This is a genomic window from Anaerocaecibacter muris (genome assembly GCF_943192945.1).
Classification (GTDB): Bacteria; Bacillota; Clostridia; order Christensenellales; family Pumilibacteraceae; genus Anaerocaecibacter; species Anaerocaecibacter muris.
Genome location: NZ_CALPCE010000002.1, coordinates 43,043 through 61,239 on the forward strand (window position 1 = coordinate 43,043; position 18,197 = coordinate 61,239).

Annotated in this window: 12 protein-coding genes; 10 read left to right on the top strand and 2 right to left on the bottom strand. The window is 54.2% G+C overall.

Annotated features, from left to right (window positions below):
• The first annotated feature begins 14 nt into the window (after window positions 1–14).
• From NFR57_RS01765 to NFR57_RS01795, 7 genes are all read left to right on the top strand, one after another.
• Window positions 15–260 carry a hypothetical protein gene (locus tag NFR57_RS01765; protein WP_251182119.1) on the top strand — a complete coding sequence of 82 codons (246 nt, stop codon included), beginning with the start codon at window positions 15–17 and terminating at the stop codon, window positions 258–260.
• Window positions 261–546: 286 nt separating this feature from the next.
• Window positions 547–1,050, top strand: a complete 504-nt coding sequence (locus NFR57_RS01770) for a hypothetical protein (RefSeq protein ID WP_251182120.1) — start codon at window positions 547–549, stop codon at window positions 1,048–1,050.
• Window positions 1,051–1,091: 41 nt separating this feature from the next.
• Window positions 1,092–1,670, top strand: a complete 579-nt coding sequence (locus tag NFR57_RS01775; RefSeq protein ID WP_251182121.1) for a hypothetical protein — start codon at window positions 1,092–1,094, stop codon at window positions 1,668–1,670.
• 113 nt (window positions 1,671–1,783) lie between these two features.
• The gene (locus tag NFR57_RS01780; protein WP_251182122.1) at window positions 1,784–3,229 is read left to right on the top strand and encodes a signal peptidase I; all 1,446 of its coding nucleotides are present in this window, start codon (window positions 1,784–1,786) and stop codon (window positions 3,227–3,229) included.
• 278 nt (window positions 3,230–3,507) lie between these two features.
• Window positions 3,508–4,602, top strand: coding sequence for a cation diffusion facilitator family transporter (locus NFR57_RS01785; protein WP_251182123.1), 1,095 nt, complete (start codon window positions 3,508–3,510; stop codon window positions 4,600–4,602).
• A gap of 4 nt (window positions 4,603–4,606) precedes the next feature.
• Entirely contained in the window at window positions 4,607–5,677 is a 1,071-nt protein-coding gene (gene mnmA, locus NFR57_RS01790) for a tRNA 2-thiouridine(34) synthase MnmA (RefSeq protein WP_275557162.1), read from the top strand.
• A gap of 133 nt (window positions 5,678–5,810) precedes the next feature.
• Window positions 5,811–6,554: a zinc metallopeptidase gene (locus NFR57_RS01795; protein WP_251182125.1), complete on the top strand. Its 744-nt coding sequence runs from the start codon at window positions 5,811–5,813 to the stop codon at window positions 6,552–6,554.
• A 144-nt stretch (window positions 6,555–6,698) separates the two neighbouring features.
• Here NFR57_RS01795 and NFR57_RS01800 read toward each other — a convergent pair whose 3' ends face one another.
• On the bottom strand, window positions 6,699–7,241 hold the full coding sequence (locus NFR57_RS01800) for an HlyD family secretion protein (protein WP_251182126.1): 543 nt from the start codon (window positions 7,239–7,241) through the stop codon (window positions 6,699–6,701).
• An 81-nt stretch (window positions 7,242–7,322) separates the two neighbouring features.
• Here NFR57_RS01800 and NFR57_RS01805 point away from each other — a divergent pair, with 81 nt between their 5' ends.
• The 3 genes from NFR57_RS01805 (at window position 7,323) to NFR57_RS01815 (ending at window position 9,507) form a co-directional block, all read left to right on the top strand.
• On the top strand, window positions 7,323–7,898 hold the full coding sequence (locus NFR57_RS01805; RefSeq protein WP_251182127.1) for a hypothetical protein: 576 nt from the start codon (window positions 7,323–7,325) through the stop codon (window positions 7,896–7,898).
• A 104-nt stretch (window positions 7,899–8,002) separates the two neighbouring features.
• The gene (locus tag NFR57_RS01810; protein ID WP_251182128.1) at window positions 8,003–8,614 is read left to right on the top strand and encodes an NUDIX domain-containing protein; all 612 of its coding nucleotides are present in this window, start codon (window positions 8,003–8,005) and stop codon (window positions 8,612–8,614) included.
• On the top strand, window positions 8,605–9,507 hold the full coding sequence (locus NFR57_RS01815) for an asparaginase domain-containing protein (protein ID WP_251182129.1): 903 nt from the start codon (window positions 8,605–8,607) through the stop codon (window positions 9,505–9,507). The genes NFR57_RS01810 and NFR57_RS01815 overlap by 10 nt, the downstream gene beginning before the upstream one ends.
• Before the next feature lie 118 nt (window positions 9,508–9,625).
• Here NFR57_RS01815 and NFR57_RS01820 read toward each other — a convergent pair whose 3' ends face one another.
• Window positions 9,626–17,767 (bottom strand): hypothetical protein, encoded by an 8,142-nt coding sequence (locus NFR57_RS01820; protein ID WP_251182130.1) that lies wholly within the window; start codon window positions 17,765–17,767, stop codon window positions 9,626–9,628.
• Window positions 17,768–18,197: the final 430 nt, after the last annotated feature.

The window sequence follows — 18,197 nt, forward strand, 5'->3', positions numbered from 1 at the left end:
TAATAATCGGGGGTATGGAAAGGATAGCGATTTCCGTAATAGAGCTGTGCGACGAGGAGGGCAACATAACGCCGCTCGCAGTTGTAAAAGACGGCAAGGAGTTCGGCATAGACAAGGTGTTGGGCGTTTCCCGTCACGCGCCCGCCGTCGCCTGCGTTTCGCCCATGCGTTACGACTGCGTCATTACGGGCAAAAAGCGCGCGATCTACCGCGACGCATACCCGTCGCAAAAGTGGTTCTCGGTGCGTAATTCCGATTGAAAACTCAAAAATAAAATTTGTCAAGAATTGTCAAGAGGGCAATAATCATGAGGAAATCCCTTGACAGGGGGGGGGGGGGCTCTATGCTATAATCACTGTGTAAAAAGTCGCACGGTGATTTTTTATATAGTGCAAAAGTCGCGCCGCCAAAGTATTTGCGTAAATCCCGACGAACGGGTCAAGAATTGTCAAGACCGGTCAAATCGCTCTTTTTGCGCTTGACAGCGGCGCGCTTCGTGAATAAGCTATTAACGGTTATCGTTGCAGGGTAGCCGAAGGAGCGACTGTGATTAAACTCGGTAAATACAAGTATATAATATCGGCGTTTGCCGTTACGGTTGTACTGTCGTCGGCGTTTTGCGCGTCGTATGCCAAGTGGGTCGGGCACGATTCGACTATTGCCGCAAGCGCGGGCGTAGGACAGTGGCAAGACGGCGAGCCGACAGTGCCGCCGTCGGGCATGGGTTATTACGACGCTGACGGCAATTTCACCGCGCTCGAAACCGACTTCGGGTTCATGGGCTATTCGGCTGTGTTTTATGTATTGCCGGCGTGCGAATCGCAAAAGGTTTATTTTTCGCTGAACGGATTGGACTACGGCAATCTTACTTGCAACGACGCGACGGGCACGGTCAAAAAGGACGGGAACGCGTTTATTATAAACGTCGGCGGCGGCGTAATGGAATATCAAGTATCCATGTTTTATTATCCCGACGGCGGCGGCGTTATAACTTTCGACTTGTTCAGAGGCAATTCGCACGACGAGATCGATAAGGTTTACAGGTTATAATCCCATTAGGTTATAAAATATTTTCATTATAGGAGATTCTTATGAGAATCAAGAAAAAGACAAGCACACTGATGCTGACAACCGCGGCGATCGCGGTTGCGGGCGTCGCCGCCGTATCGTTTGCGGCATGGCAGGGCGATAACGACAATATAGTCGCCCGTGCGGAAACGGGTTCGGCGTACCTGTTCGGATTTTCGGACGTTCAGAACGACGGCGAAAAACTCGAACTCGGCAAGCTCGTTCCTTACGACCAAAAAGTGGGCATTATCGAGGGCGTGACATTTGTATCCGTCGCGTTGCCGCAATACTCCGTCGTCGGCGACTACACGATAACCGTCGCGTATGCCGCGGATACGACGCTCGACTTCTACGCGCTTGTCGGCGACCGAGTAAACGCAGTGCCCGACGGCTGGGCTCCCGCCGATAGCGGCGATTGGAAACAGGTCACGACGGGTGGCGCGGAGTTTTATTTCACGCTTGCCGACGGCGCGACGGGCGCGGTCGTTAACGAAGCTGGTAACGAAACCGTGTACGTCAGTCTTATGCTTGTGTCCGAAAATCCCGCGGACATGGGCGGCGAAGTCGGTTTCAACGTTACGCTCGCTACCGTTGCGGCGTAATAAACGCGTTTGACTTTTGTCTGTAAGTAATTGCCGATCGCCTGTAATCGCGCGGTCGGCAATATTATTTGTGACCGAATTGCGGCGCATGAACTTCGGTTAATGCTCGAACTATGACTGAACGGCTTTTGAAACAACCGAATACACGCAAACCCAAGCGTGCCGCGCGCATAGCCAAATTGTGCGGCGCGGTTTTGGGCGTTGCCGTTTTTCTTGCGTTGACTGTCAATTCGCTGTTGTGCGTGTTTGTTGACGGGTATTATCCGACGTTCGGCGGGTACAGGCTTTTTGCGATAGTTTCCGATTCCATGGAACCGAATATCCCGACGGGCGACATGATTGTCGGGCGCGTGCCGAAGTCCGCGGACGATATTAGCGTCGGCGACGTAATCACGTTCGAGGTGCGATCGGGTGGCGCGACGGCGCTTATCACGCACCGCGTAACGGAGGTGCGCGTCGCCTCGAACGGAGCGATTACGTACACTACAAAAGGCGATAATGCGCCGCGCGCGGATTCGGTGCACCCCGCGTATTCGGACGTTGTAGGCGTATATACGGGCAAAAAATGCGGGTTCTTTGGATATGTGTTCGGATTTTTGCAGTCCGCAGAGGGCGCGATCGCGCTTATTATAGCGGCGTTCATAATTATAATTACGCTCATAATCGCGAGGTTTGTAAACCTTGTTACGGTATGGCGAAAAGTCGCGCTGGGTGCGTTACAAAAAAGCGGCAACATACTTTCGGAAACCAACGACGACGGCTTGGGCACGCTTGCCGACGTGATAGGCATTGTGTCCAAAGAGCCGACTGACAAAACCGATTTGCGGCGCAAGGACAAAAAGTTAAAGTGGTTTATACGCACCGGTTCGCTGCCTAAACGCCCGTACTCCGACGACTTGGACGAGAACGCCGAAATGAACGGCGTCGCTATGCGACTGTTCGAGGTCGCGGCGGCGAGCGCGGACGGAGTTGTTGCGCCGCTTGCGCCGACGGCTTCGGGAGAACAAACGACGGCTGTTGCTGTGGGAAACGAAAACGTTACGACGGTGCGCGAGCGGTACGAAACAATGCGGTACGACTATTCGCATACCGCGCGAATAATTACGCTCAAACCCGAGGCAAAGGAGTGGTACTGCGCTATCAAAAACGAACTGCTGTCTTACGAGCGCGCGCGATCGCGGACGGGCAAGCGTTGCGAAACGTTTTTCGTGGGTAGGGTCGCTTCGGCGCGGATAGTTGTGCGCGGCAAGTCGCTTGCGGTAAAACTGCCTGCGGACGCGCAAAAGCATGCGGCAGGCAAGCCGTGGTTAAAGCTGTCGGGAAAGTCGTCCACTCCCTGCATCGTCAAGGTGACGAGCGCGCGCCGCGCAAAGTACGTCGCGGAGCTTATTGCGCGCGTTATGTCCGAGCGCGCGAAAAAGAACAGCGATTATCAGCCGCGCGATTTTTACTTGCCGAGCGAGGGCGTAATGTCGCTTATGTCCAAGGGACTTGTAAAGCGCAAAATAGGTTACGGCGAAAAACTGTTTAAAGTGACAGAAGTCACGGACGGGGAATAAAGGCAAAGTTTTATGGTGGGGGGAGTGGTAACGGCTTTACTATTTTGCGGCGGTTCGCCTAGATCCCTCGACTGCGCTCGGGATGATGGGAGTAAATGTTATCCCCATTGACTTTTGAAAACCCTCAATAAAGTTTAAGATAATCGAGTGATCATGTTTGCATTTGTGCACTCGATTATTTTTTTATTTAAGACTTGAAGTTTTGCGGCGAATATGATATAATTCAATTTATACGGCGTGCGGCGCGCTTGTTTTGTTCGTTCGCCGCATAATTAGTTATGGAAAAATCGTCAAGGACAAAAACCGCGCTCGTCACGCTCGCAATCGGACTTGCGCTCAATATCGCGCTCGGCGCGGCAAAGCTCGTTACGGGCGTGCTTGCCGATTCGACGGCGGTAACTTCGGACGCGCTCAACAACCTGTCGGACGCGGCGGTTTCGGTGGTCACGATAATAGCGACCGCGCTCGCGGCGCGCGCCGCCGATCACGAACACCCGTTCGGACACGGGCGGTACGAATATATCGCTACTTTTATACTCGGCGCGGTGATTGTCGCCGTCGGCGCGGAAGTGTTTTCGAGCGGGTTGAAACGCGCGATCACGCCCGTGGAAGTGGATATGAACGTTGCGGTGTGGGCAACTCTCGCCGCGGCGATTGCCGTTAAGTCGGGCATGGCTGTGTTTTACCGCGTATACGGCAAGCGCATAGGATCGGACGCGATAAAAGCGGCTGCGGTGGATTCGGTATCTGACGCCGGCGTTACGTCCGCAGTGCTGATTTGCGCCGTCGTCGAAAAGTTTACGGGCGCGCATATCGACGGATATGCGTCTATGGCGGTTGCCGCGGTGATTATAGTTTTTGCCGTGCGCATACTCAAAAGCACTGTAAGTCGGTTGCTCGGCGAACGCCCCGATCCCAAGCTGCACGCGGAGGTCAAGGACATAATTACGTCCGACCCGCGAGTGCTGTCGGTGCACGACCTTATTATCAACGATTACGGCGCGGCAAAAAAGATAGCCGAGGCGGATGCGGTGTTCCCCGCGGACATGGCGTTCACCGACGTGCACGCCGTGTGCGACGCGCTCGAACGCAGTGTTGCGGAAAAAACGGGCGTGCGGTTGTGTATTCACGCCGACCCGCTTATTTTGGCGGACGAACGGCTTGTGCTGTTGCGCGAGCGCATTGACGGCGCGATTTCCGCTTACGGCGCGACTGCGCACGACGTGGCTATCGACGACGAAACCAAAAAAGTAACGCTCGATATTACTATCCCCGACGGCAAAGCGCCGCAAGCCGAGCTAAAAGCGCAAGCGGAGGCGCAGGCGCGGTCGGTTGTGCCTTACGACGTGGAAGTCGTTATCGATTATATATAAACTGGTGCAAAGGCTGATGAACGGAAACAAGGTTATAATAGGTATGTCGGGCGGCGTGGATTCTGCGGTCGCGGCATGGTTGCTCAAACGCGACGGTTACGACGTCACGGGTCTTTTCATGCACAACTGGGAGGAGGACGGCGAGTGCCCCGCGGCGAGCGATTGGCGCGACGTTCAAGCGGTTTGCGAAAAGTTGGGCATAGAATGTTATTCCGTCAACTTTGCCAAAGAGTACGCCGACGGCGTGTTCGAGTATTTTCTGCGCGAATACCGCGCGTACCGCACGCCTAACCCTGACGTGCTGTGCAATCGCGTCGTCAAGTTCGGCGCGTTCCGCGACTATTGCAATCGGCTGGGCGCGGACTTTATCGCAACGGGGCATTATTGCAAGCGCGACGACGACAGGCTGATAAAGGCGGCGGACGGAAACAAGGATCAAACGTACTTTTTAAATCAGGTAAAAACCGAACAGCTATGCAACGTGTTGTTCCCGCTCGGCGACATGTTAAAGCCCAACGTGCGCGCGATCGCGGAGGAGTTGAACTTGTCCGTTGCGCGTAAAAAGGACAGCACGGGCATTTGCTTTATAGGCGAGCGCAAGTTTAAAAAGTTTTTGTCCGGTTTTTTGCCCGCGCAGAGCGGCGACATAACGGACACTGCGGGCAATGTCGTCGGTCGGCACGACGGGCTTATGTATTACACGATAGGACAGCGCAGGGGCTTGGGCATAGGCGGAGTAAAGGGCGAGGCGGGCAGGTGGTTCGTACTCGACAAGGACGTTAAAAACAATCGCCTGATTGTGTCGTGCGGCGACGAGAGCGCGCTGTTCTCGAGCGAGCTTACGGGATCTGAATTGAATATAATCGGCGCGTTCGACATGCCCAAAGAACTTCGCTGTACGGCTAAAACGCGCTACCGCCAGCCCGATCAAGCGGCGACGCTTTTCGTAGGCGACGACGGCAAGTTTCGACTCGCGTTCGACGAGCCGCAACGCGCGATAACGGCGGGGCAGTACGCGGTTATATACGTCGGCGAACGGTGCTTGGGCGGCGGCGTTATAGAGGACAGGGCATAGAATAGTCAAACGGACGGTAACGGCGCGTCGCGTCGGTATGAAAACCGTTGACAATTCGCAAATAATGGTATACTATATCTTTACCTATCGCGCATAACAACATCGGCGCGAATCGGTACGACAGGAGGCAAATATGAATATAAGCGATTTGTTTACCGACCCCGCATATTTGTTATACGGAATTACAATGTGTTTGTTTATACCGTTTTTGCTGTTCAGCGTAATAGCGTCTATACGCGTAAACACCGTGTTCAACAAGTACAATCATATCCAAAGTTCGTCCGGCATTTCCGCGCAAGGTTACGTGCGCAAATTTTTGGACGGCGAGGGTTTGACGAATATCAAGTTTGCCGCGGTGCGCGGATCGCTTACCGACAACTTCAACCCGACCAATAACACCATTTCGTTGTCGGACACGGTGCGCAATTCCTCGGCTATCGGCGCGATCGGCGTTGCCTGTCACGAAGCGGGGCACGCCGTACAGCATGCGCGCAAATACTTTTTTTCGTCGGCTCGGCTCGCGCTTGTACCCGTCGTAAACATTGCAAGCTCGCTTATGTGGCCCGTGTTCATTATAGGGTATATTCTCGGCTTTGCGTCGCCGTACACAAGTATAGGACGTATACTGCTTATTGCGGGTCTTGTCGTCATGGGCTTAACTTTGCTGTTTTCGCTGGTCACGCTCCCGACCGAATTCGACGCAAGCCGCAGGGCGTACAAATATCTTAAAACGTGCATGACCCCGCAAGAGGCGGCGGGCGTTAAAAAAGTGCTGCGCGCGGCGGCTATGACTTACGTCGCGTCGTTCATGGTTACGGCATTGCAATTCTTGCGCATACTCGCGTTGCTGTTGATGGGTAGTAAAAAAGATAACTAATATAATAGAGGTGTATATGTCTACGCGCCCGACCCCACGTGGACAAAAGACGATAAGGATAAAAAATAACCGCAATACCTAAAACGGTCGGACGGGGAAACCCGCTCGGCCGTTTTGCTTTTATACTTTATATATAGTTGCGATTTAATCGCACTCGGAAATATCGTCGATAAATTCGTCCTTTAAGGAATACGAGTGCAGTTTTGCCGCGCCGTTTTTGTCAATAAGATAGAACTTGCCGCCGCTTTCCCAGTTGCACTCGGCAATTTTTTCGTACTCCGAAAAGAAGTCGGATAGCGTGTTTTTGTCTATTTCGGCGCGGAGGTCGGCGGACAGCATGGCGTAAGCCGCGCCCACGTCGCCCGATTTAATCAGCGAGAACAGCCGCGATATTCTGCCCGACTGCGGCGGCGCGACGTTGCTTGCATTGCCGTAAACTATGACGTATCGCGGCGCGAGCGTCAATAGATAGTGGTCGGGCGACAAGCGCAAGCCGTGCGCAAGCTCGGTCTTTACGTTTTCCGCACCGTTCAGCTTGACGGTGTACGGCAACAGCGTGTGCTTTAACGGGAAAACCGTGACGTACACCACGTCGTATTCGGACATGGTAAGGCTGTCGGCGCGTTCGTAAAATTCGCCGTTAATCGAGTATACGCAGTCGAATTCGCTCTGTATATGCAGTTCCATACGCTATGTTTATGTTTTGTTTTGCGTTTATATGTATAGATTTGCCGCGGAGTGGCTATCATTTGTCGCGGAGGCAATAATATGACTAACAACAATTCCAACTGGACCGTCGAACAGACGGTTGAATTATTCGAACTTTGCGCCGAGGCGCGCAATCGCGGCGAAAGTCTTTCGGGCGCGTTTAAGCGCATGGCGGAAAAGACGGCGCGCTCGCTCAATTCCGTGCGCAATTATTATTACGGTCAGGCAAAAACGTTCGAGCTTGTGCCCGAAGTCGCGCAAAAACTCGGAATTAAAAAAGCCGAGGTCGAGCGCAAACGGTTTGTGCCGTTCGAGGACAAAGAGGTGCGCGAACTCGTCGAGTACGTGCTTATAGCCAAGGGCAGGGGCGAGAGCGTGCGCAAAGCGATTTACGATTTGGCAAAGGGCGACGGCAAAACGGCGTTGCGCTATCAAAACAAGTATCGCTCTGTTCTGCGCTCGCACCGCGCGTTGGTGGAACAAGTAATGTCCGACTTGACCGCGCGCGGCGTTGCGTTCCGCGACCCTTACGGCAAGACCGAAAGCGATAATTTTACGCGGCTCACCGAATACATCGCCGCGCTCGACAACAATCGCGTCGGCAAGTTTTTGTCGCTCATAGAAAAATTGACTTAATTATCGGCGTGCGCCGCGCCATAACGCTTGATATTTTGCCCTGCATGTGCTATTATATTTACATGTAGGGCTTTATTATTTCTCTTTTTATAGGGGGGTGCGGCGTGGTATTACTCAAAGACAAAAACGGAAAAACGGAAGCCGAATTTTTGCGCGAATACGATGTGACCGAATATTTCAGACCGTCGGTCACGGTGGACGCGGCGCTCTACCGAGTTGACGCGGGCAGGCTGTCCGTGCTTATGATACAACGCGGCGGGCACCCGTATATCGGCAAGTACGCCTTTGCGGGCGGGTTTGTGGAACGGGACGAGTCCTGCGAAGCCGCCGTGCTCCGCGAACTGCGTGAGGAAACGGGCGTGACGGACGTCGCTTTGCGTCAGCTTGTAACGGTGTCCACCCCCGATCGCGATCCGCGTTGGCGAAATATCACGGTCGTGTTTTGCGGCGGTGCGCCGAGCGGCGTAACGATAACCGCGGGCGACGACGCGGCGGCGGCGAGGTGGTTTGACGTCGATTATTCGGAGGACGGAACGCTGCGCATGGACGGCGGCGACATAAAGTTTACCTGCAAACTGACCGTCGCGCGCGACGCGTTCGGCAGGATAGACCTTAACAATACTGTTATTACCGAGCGCGGCGAAACCGCGTTCGATCATGCCAAAGTCGTGTGCTATCTGGCGGAGGCATTGAAGCGAGGTGAATTATGCGAATAAATTTGGTAGCGACGGGCGGAACAATAGGCAGTCGGCTCGTAAACGGCGAGTATGTTATTTCGGACGCGGCGACCGCGCAGATTGCGTCGGTTATCGGCGCGAATAAAGTTTTCGGCGAGTTTAAAATACACAGCGCGGGCGTGGAGGTTGCCGACCTCAACACTCTGCGGCGGACGATAGAGCGCGCGCTCGACGACAAGCCTGACGGCGTTATAGTGACGCACGGAACGGATACGCTCGCGTTTTCCGCGGCGTACCTCGCTTATGCGTTTTGCTCTGCTAAAACGCCCATACTGCTGTGCGCCGCCGATAACCCGTTGACGGACGACGAAAGCAACGGCTACGACGTGCTTAACGCCGCAAAGAGTTTTTTGGCGCGGTGCAAGCGCGGCGTGTACGTGCTGTATAAAAATCCCGGTGAAGTGGTGCGTATTCACCACGGTGCGCGCATTATTCCCGCGCACTTGCACGAGGATTTTTATTTTTCGCTCGGCGGGAGCAATGCTTTTGCGGACACTGGACTTATGCGCGGCATGAACTTCGAGCTGGAAAACAAAAAGGTGTTGTGCATAGTGCCGTATGTCGGCATGGATTATTCCGCTTACGACATGAAAGGTTATTCCGCGGTCGTGCAGGTCGCGTATCATTCCGGCAAGATAAACGTTGCGGCGTTCAATAAATTCGCCGCGCAATACCCGCATATTCCCATGTTTTTATCGGCTGGCAAAAAGAAATACTCGGCGCAGGAGTTCGAGCCTAACGTAATTATTTGTTCGGGCATTACGCAGTCCGCGCTGTATATCAAACTGCTTGTCGGGCTTACAAACAACGTAAAGGACTTGCCCGCGTTTGTCATGAAAAACGCGTGCGGCGAGGTTAAAAACGACGGATAACCTACATAAACATAAGCGGCGCACACGCTGTGCTAAATGATTTGTAAAACAAAACCGCCCGTTCGATTGCAATACCGAACGGGCGGTTTTTATGTCGTTTGTTATTTAGCGCGTGCCGTTACGCCGCCCAAATGCTGTTCCACTGCGTGGAGGGGATAACGGTATTTATTATGCCGTTAATGTCGTGACCCGTAGTTGTGGAAGTCAAGCCCGAGCTGCGCAGTTTGTTTACGCCGTCCGCGTCGGGGTAGACCTGCGCGTTGTTCAGCTTGGCGTCGAGCGACAGTGTGACCATGCCTATAAACGAAGTGTCTACGTGCATGTTGGAAACATAGTTGTCGAGGATATTGTCGTCGCCGTCGTTTGCGCCCGTTATGGAAAGATTGAGGTCGTTAAACGCGCTTACGCCGACAAGCTCTTTAAGTCCAATAGTCAGGTCGTGTTTGCCGTCGGTGTACGAATAGCCCTTGAATACTTTTGCAACCGTGCGATTGCCGTCGTCCGTCACCATTTCGAGCGCGGCTTTGGTTATTTCCTTTTGCATATCTACGCCGATGAAAGTGAAGTCGCGGCTCAACGGCAACAGGTAGAACAAGAACTCGTACATAAACTTTTCCGTGCCTGCGTTTCCGCTCGACATGACGGCGGACAGCTCGTCGAGCGTGTATTTGACCGTAACGTCGCGCCGCGCCCATCTGTACTTCGTTTGCCCGAGCCAGTTTTTATATTCTTCTTCAAACCACTCCACGCCTTGGATATATATTGTGTTGTCATAGAAGTAGAGGTGTGTAGTGCCGTCGTAAATCGCTTGCGCGCCGAGCGCTTTGCAACCGCTGTAAACAAGTTCGAGCGCGACGACTGTATCGAACCGCGGCATTGCGCCTTCGCCTCGGTCTATAATCTTGACTTTAATATTGTATTTGACGTTGAGGTTGACGGCTTCGATAATGCCGAGGTTGATTGTTATGTTTATCTTGTTTTCGGCGGTCGCATTGTCAATATCGCCCATATCGAATTCCATGAGGTTGGCTGTGTTCATAATGTCGAATAACAGGTATTTGATATTGGCGAAGTTGGAATACGTTGCGTTGTCTTTGGTCGTGTCGTAGTCGGACGGCAGGGTGACGGTAATGTCCTCGCCCGCGGTGAAGTGCGCCGTAAAGTCTTTTAGCTTGGCGGTGTTCACGTCCAAATCGCGCACCTGTATGCTGTCTATCGTGCCTGCGGTTTGCGTAACCGCGACGTAGGACGTGCCGCTCGTGCCCGTAGCTATTTCGTTGCTTACGGTCGCCCACACGGTTGCGCCGTCTTTGCGCAACGTCACGCCGTTGACAATGTCTTTGTACAGCTTGCCGTTGAGTTCCGCGCCCGATTGGTCGGGTTGCTCTGCGGGCGCGTCGTCGTCGCCGAACGCGGCTATTGCGGATTTCAACTTTTGCATTGCGTTGTTGACGAGCGGTTTAATATCGTCGAGGCGGTTGCGCAGTTCTTCCGTACTGCCCGCCGTCATGACAAGGCTCCACGCGGTCTGCAAGTCGCGCAGCGCGGCTTTGCCGTCGTTGACCGCGTCCGCAACGCCGTTGAGCGCGGCGCGCAAATCGGCTATCCCGCCGAGGTCGAGCGACTCGAATAACGTTTTGTCGAGCGATTGGCGATAGTCGCCGAGCAACAGTTCCACGGTTTCGGGATTGACGCCCATAATGTCCATAGCCGCCGCGACGATTTCCATGACCGAAGTGTAGTCTATGGAAATGCGTTCGCCGTTGCCGTTGTTTTCCATGTAGTCGAGGAACGCCATGCCGTCGGGATAGCTGTCGTTGTTTATTACGTACAGGTCCACGAGCAGGGGAGTCATGTTTGTGTATTCTATTGCGCTCGACTTGTCGGGCGTGGTTATTTCGATTTTGACATGCGCTTCGAGGCTGAATTTGTATTCCGATACCTGCTCGCCGTTTTCGTCGATAACGGGATTGCCGCTACTATCCTTGACGACGCGCTTTTCAAACTTGCCTTTGAGCACGGGCGAGCCGTCCGCCTTGTTGCCGACCTTTACGGTTTTGTCTATTATCTTGTTGCCGTTTTGGTCTTTAAGCGGTTTATCCCTGCCCGCTTCGTCCTTGACGTTTACGGTGTTGCCGTTTTCGTCGGTCGTCGTTTCGATTTTATAAATGTCGTAATCGAACGCGAACGTATTAAGCGCAAACGTGATATTGTCGTTTAAGTCGCGCGCGGTGAGCGTGTTGACGGCGTTGTTTACTGTTTCTATAAACTCGATTATCGACACGTATTCGGCAACGTCCGCAGGCGGCGCGATTTCTATCGCGCTGTCGCGCAGGTCGTAATTGCATACGCTTGCGTTGAAATACGTATTGAACATATTTGTGTCCACGGACAGGCTGTCGATTATGTATTCGGTCGAACCGTCCGCCGCAGTGCGTTCGGCTATGCGCGGCGTTACGTTGAGCGTTGCGCCCATAGCGTCTACCGAAATTACAACGTCCGCGCCGCGCTTGAATATGCGAAGCATGTTGATTACGGACTTGATTGCACTGTCGTTGTTAAGACCTTGGAGCGGTGCAAACAGCAGCCCCGCAACGGTCTGCGGCGTGCCGTCGGAGTTGGCTATTTGCTCGAAGCGTTCGACAAGCAGGGTAATGTCGCTGAATATGCTCGCGCCCTGTTCTTTGCCGAACAGTTTGCCGACTTCTTTGCCCAAGTATTCGGGAATCCAGCCTTTTTGCACGTAACCTTGAATTACCGAATACAGCCTGTCTATATCGGCTACTGTGTTGAACGAAAGTTTTATGTTGCCGCTTTGCAAGTACAAAACGCCGTCGGCGAACACTATGTTCAACGTTTCCTCGTCGGCGGTGTCCGCAAACAGGCGGAGCGACACGTCGAGCGCGAGCGGCGCGAACGAAATTCTTGCCGAGCCTTTTATGCTCGCATAATTGTTGTCCGCCGTGACCATGCTCGCATTTATGTCGAGCGTTACGCTTTGCGCGATCCGCGCCTCGCTTATGAGGTTGAATATTGGCGCAATGTAGTTTGCGGCGGCGGACAGCGGCGCGCAGTCGGGGATTTCGGTTATCGTCTTGACTTCCGCGGCGGTCGGCGCGAGCGAAAGCGCCATGGGCACGGACCCGACTGTCGCAGACGTTGCGACGAGCGCGTCGAGCTTGCCGTCGGTCAGTACCGCGTTGAAGTCCATGGTTGCGGCAATGCCGAGCATGTTGCAGTCTATCTGTACGGACGACAGCGCGCCTCCGGCGGTTATCATGCGCACTTTGGCGCACAAATCCAAACCGCTGGGCGTGAGGTCGGCTGTAAACTCGAACCCGTTTTCGACGGGGGCGAGCGCGAGCGAGCTTATAAGTTTGCGCACCGTCATGGACTTTATGCCGTCGATAATCTTTTGCACGGTTTCTTTAAGCCCCGCAATCGCATAGTCGAGCTTATCGACGAGCGCCATTATCGACTGTTCGTTTAGTTGCTCGGACAAGCAGACGTGCGAGCCGATCTTGATAAACACGGTCGAGTTTTGCACGGTTATTATTACGGGCAGGTCGCCGACAAACACGTTGATTTCCGCGCCGATACCCGCGACGTTTGCGCCGCCGAAGCACATATAAGCCGTGCCCGTAACGGGTACGCCGTAAACCTCGGCGTTTATGCCTATTTCCACCGCTTCGCCGACAGCGACATGCGCGAACGGCGCGGCGGCGGCGATTAAGTCTTTTGCCTGTACGTAACTGCCGACGGGCGCGGCGATTTGCACCGCCGACGCGGTGATTGCGTTGAGCCGTGCCGTAACGACGGAGCCGCCGAGCGTTATTTCGGCTGTCGCGCTTTCAAGCCCGAGCGGTGCGCGCACGGTCGCGTTTACGCCGTCGGCGTTGATACGCACAAACATCACGCCGTCTGTCACGGACAGTTCGGCAATGGCGTTAATCGCCGTTTCCGCTATACTGCGGAGCGAGTTTGCCGAAACAATGCCGTTAGTCAGGCTTGTAATCGTTTCGATTAAAGAGTTAAGCTGTTCGGGGATTGCGTCCTTAAACGCAGTGAGCGCGGCGGGCAGGTCGCTTGCCGTGCCCGTAAGTTTTATATCGCCGAGCGCAAAGTACGCCGAGCCGTTTTTAACGGTAAGGTCGAGCGCGAGCGTCGGCTCGGTAATGCGCATTTGCAGTCCGTCGGCAAAGCCGAGTTCGAGCGCGGCGTACAGCTTTTCGCCGCCGTTGTCTATTTCGAAAGTAGCTTTAAGCCCGCCTTTGCGCGCGATTTCCGCGACGGACTTCATTGTCGTGTCGAGTCGAGCGACGTTCACGTATGCTTGTGCGTCAGTCGGTGCGACTACTGTAGACGTCGAAGCTGTTATGCTCGCAGTCGCGGTCGCCGTAACGCTCGCCGACGTACAGTCTATGTCGATTGCGCCCGTTGCGGGAGTCATGCTCGTGCGAACAGTCGCGCCGCCCGCGGTAACATCTATGTACAGCGTGCCGTCTTTTACGTCGAACGCAGTAACCGCGCCGACAAGATAGGCGATTGTCGATTTAATATCGGTAAGGTCAACGGGTAAGTCTATTTGCGCGTTTATGCCGAGCGCGGACAGCATTTCGAGCGCGGCGGCTTTTATTCCGCTCATGTCCGACGTGTCGAGTTTGGCTTTTATCGCGCCGATCTCGGTGTAAACAACGCCGTTCACATAGGAAACGTTAAGCGTCTGTCCGAGCGCGCGCACCGCGGCGGAAACGTTAAGCCCGTTTCTGAAATCGATAACGGCGTTGCCGTTTATGTCGTAATTTTCGCCGTCGGATATTACGCTCGCGTTAAACCCGAGGGTAGCCGCGCCGCTTGCGACATACGCGGACAGTTCGGGAATAACCGCTATAAGCTCCGCGGCGGGAGTGAACTCGCCGTCGGGCAGGGGAATATCCACTGCTTTGGCTTGCGGGCGCATTGTCACGGTCGCGCCGTCCGTCGTGATTTTGATAGTCGAGAGATCTGCGGCAATTTCCGCAGTGACTGTCGTCGCGCCGATTGCGGGCGTTACGGTGATAACGCCGTTGTCGAGCGCAGGCGTGCCTATCGCTTCGAGAGCCTGCGCGATTGCGGTCTGTATATCCGCCGTGCCGTCGAGCATGGCTTTTACCGATTGCAGAATATCCGCAGGCACAATGCCGTCGAGCGCGGCGATAAGCGGCGACAGGTCGGCGGCGGACGCGGCTATGCGAATTTCGCCGAGCGCGAAATAAACCGTTCCGTTGTACAGCTTGACGTCCAGTCCGATTGTAGCTTCGGTGAGCCGAGCTTTAAGCCCGTCGGCAAACGACAGAGCGAGTTCCGCGGCAAACGTGTTGCCGCCCGCGATTATTTCGACAGGCGCGTAAACCGCTTTGCTTTCCGCAATGTCCGCCAACTTGTCGAGCGTCGCGTCGAGTTCTGCGGCGTTCATGTACGTATCGGCGTCGGCGGGCGCGCAAACGTCGCGCACCGCGTCGGTGATTTTAACGTCAACGGACAGGTCAAACGCAACGCCGCCGACCGACCCGACGACCGTCAGCCGTCCCGATTTGGGCGCGAACACAACGGTTATGTCGTTGCCGTCAACGTTGATTATCGCAACGAGCGCGCCGTCGGCGTTTACCGTTACCGACTTGACCGCGCCGACCGCGTCGCCGAGTATTTGCGCGGGGTCGATTGCCGCGACGGAAGCGATAGCGTTTATCATGCGCATGGCTGGCGATTTGAACTTGCCCATGTCGGCGGAGGCGAGCTTGACTTTAATGCCCGCAAACTCTATATACGCCGTGCCGTCCGCATATACGACGTTGACGGTTTGACCGACCGCGCACAGTTTGCCTGCGGCTGTCGTGCCTACGACCGAGCCGCCCTCGACTGTTTTGTCTATGGCAAACTCGCCGTCAATCGAGTACACGGCTGTTCCGCTCTTAACGTCGCCGCTCAATGCGACGTCGTAATTGGCGGACGTTTCGAGGTAGGGCGCAACGTCGGTTATCAGTTGCGCGAGTTGAGTAAATGTTATGTAACCGTCGCCGCTCGGCAAAACGATTTCGCGCGGGGCGGGAACGGAAACGGCGAAGTCCGCGGTTGCGTCGAACTTAACGCCGAGCATGTCGAAATTGACGTTCAGCCCGAATCCGCTAATCATGCCGTCGGCGCGCGTCGTATACAGTTCGACGGGTGAGGTCAAAAAGTTCAGCCCGAGCGTCAGTCTGTCGTCGGCGACATCGAGCGACTTGACCATAGCCAACACTTCGTTCAGCGATTCGGGCATGAGCCGACGTATCAAATCGGCGTACTTGCCGAGATCGACCGCGCCGAGCAGTGCGTCGGTAAGCGCGGGAAGTTCCTCGACCGTGCCGCGCGCGTCGATATTGCCCATGCCGACATACACCGAGCCGTCCGCATATTTAAAGTACATATCCGCGCCCATAAGCGAAATTATCGCTTCGGCTTTGCCGTTTTCGCGGTCGATATATGCGTCCGCGCGCACGGTTTGACCCATGACGGCTATTTCGCCGCTTATGCCTATTATCGGTTGCGCCGCGGTTGCGAGCATGTCGGGCACAAAGTCGAGCACGCCCGAAAGACTTACGGCGTTGTCGGTAGCGGGGAATACGGGCGGAGTTTTAAGCGGCTTGGCGACGACCGTAACCGTTTTGCCGAGCAGGGTAATATCGCCCGTTATGGATTGAAGTATTTTCCCGTCCTCTTTTATGTAGATAGACGCGTCCACATACACCGATTGCACGCCCTTGACGCCCAATGCCGATGCGTCGATTGCGAACGGCATGTGTATGCGGCGTACTCCGTCTTCGGTAGTCATTTCGCAGTCGGCGAACACCGTGCCGAGAATATCGCCGCCGAACAGCGCGGTAAAGTCGAACTCGCCCAGCCCGCCCAGCAGTGCGGCGACGCGTTCGTCTTTAAGCAGTTCGGAAAATTCCGCCGCGGTGACATATCCGTTAATGCCGTTGAGTTTGATGTTTACTTTGTCGCCCGAATACCCGACGTAAAGATCGCCGATAGTCGCGCGCACAGCCATATCGCTTAAATTAAGCGACAGGGTAAGGTCGTAAGCAGTAAAGTCGTCGATAGCCATATCGACTGTGAGGTCGAGGTTTTTTGCGCCCGACAGGTAGTCGCCGAACGCCGCGGCAAGGTATGTCGCGGGCGAGTTGTCCTCGGCGGGCGGCTTGCCGCCGCCGTTGAAGTCGGGGTTCTTTTTTGCTTCGTCCACGTAGGGCTGGAAAAAGTCGCGCTCGGGCACGGTTGCTTCGGGATCGCCTATTTGAGTAAACACTTCCGTAAGCGTGCCCGTACAGCTCATTGCGCCGAGAACGGGGATTGCTATGTCGTATGTTTCCACCGAGCGCACGGAAATAGGGTTCCAGTTTTTGTCTATGGTTACAGTGACCGAAACGGCGTAGAATTTGGGGTTTTGATCCGCGCCGCCGAGCGTGCGCACCTCGTTGCGATAGTAGAGCGTGCTTTCCGTCGCGTCGAGCGTGAGCGAAAACGTATAAGTGCCGTCCTCGCCCGCGACTATCGAATCGGGCACGACAAAATCAAACCCGTCGCCGTCGCGCGCTTGCGGCGCGCCGTTGGGCGTTTTTGCCGCGGCTTTGGTCTTGGCGTTTTCGTCCTTAACGGACATAATGGTCTTTTCGTTGATTATGTACTTGCTCAACTGATTGGGCACGGAGCCGTAATTCTTACTGTAATCCTCGTAAGACATGGCATACGCGCTATTGGAGAACGTTGCGGAAGTTCCGTTCACGCTTGTGGACGGGCGGTATATGATTATGCCGTTGTCCGCGTACTTCTGTTCGGCGACGCTCTTCATGGACGACGCGGAAATGGTTTCCGCAAAAACTATACCTTCGCCGGTCGCGTATCTCGTGTTATGAATGTTTTGGGTGTAAGTGGTAATGCCGAGGTCGGCTACAACCTTGCCGTTGGTTTCGCCGCGGAAGAACGACGCATGGTGTAGTTTGTACGCCGCGAATTTAAGATTGGAAATAAGGTCGTAATCCTCGGGGCTTCCGCTCGTCGGCGGCTCGGCTTCCATAACGATTATTTCGTCCATGCCCGCCGTGTACTTGGTGTTGTCCGTGATAAAAGGATCGGTAAAACCCGCGACGATACCGAGGATAAGTATGGTTAAAACTATGTAGATTATTATCTTTCGCCGCGTCATGAACGCGGATTTTTTCATGATTGATTTTTGTTTCATATCGCCTCCGACCAACAGTCGGTCAAATTCGGTTTGTATGTCTGTTATTTTAACACTTAACGCTTGATTTGTCAAGATAAATTTAGACACTTACGCGAATTTATGTCAAAAAACCGCCCGTTATGACCGTTTTGCCGCTATTTTTCGCGTTTTTTCGCAATGCTTATCAAATCAATCCCGATAGTCGCAAAATAAGTATTATTTAATAACGTGAAAATATGCACAATATATAGATTCAACCCGCGCAAAATCGCCATATAATGGGGTAGAATTACGCTAATGTAATCAAAACGCCGCGCACTGCGATTTTGCGGTATAAAATGATAACAGCCCGACAATTTTGCGATATAAAACAATAATAAACGGGATAATATGCGTCAAATCGACAAAATAAGCGGCGCGGCAGAGGGGAAAACGGTTGACAAATGCG

Coding starts and splice junctions, on each gene's coding strand:
- NFR57_RS01775 (WP_251182121.1), top strand. CDS start 1,092: ATGAGAATCAAGAAAAAGACAAGCACACTGATGCTGACAACCGCGGCG.
- NFR57_RS01785 (WP_251182123.1), top strand. CDS start 3,508: ATGGAAAAATCGTCAAGGACAAAAACCGCGCTCGTCACGCTCGCAATC.
- NFR57_RS01820 (WP_251182130.1), bottom strand. CDS start 17,767: ATGAAACAAAAATCAATCATGAAAAAATCCGCGTTCATGACGCGGCGA.
- NFR57_RS01805 (WP_251182127.1), top strand. CDS start 7,323: ATGACTAACAACAATTCCAACTGGACCGTCGAACAGACGGTTGAATTA.
- NFR57_RS01765 (WP_251182119.1), top strand. CDS start 15: ATGGAAAGGATAGCGATTTCCGTAATAGAGCTGTGCGACGAGGAGGGC.
- NFR57_RS01815 (WP_251182129.1), top strand. CDS start 8,605: ATGCGAATAAATTTGGTAGCGACGGGCGGAACAATAGGCAGTCGGCTC.
- NFR57_RS01800 (WP_251182126.1), bottom strand. CDS start 7,241: ATGGAACTGCATATACAGAGCGAATTCGACTGCGTATACTCGATTAAC.
- NFR57_RS01795 (WP_251182125.1), top strand. CDS start 5,811: ATGAATATAAGCGATTTGTTTACCGACCCCGCATATTTGTTATACGGA.
- NFR57_RS01780 (WP_251182122.1), top strand. CDS start 1,784: ATGACTGAACGGCTTTTGAAACAACCGAATACACGCAAACCCAAGCGT.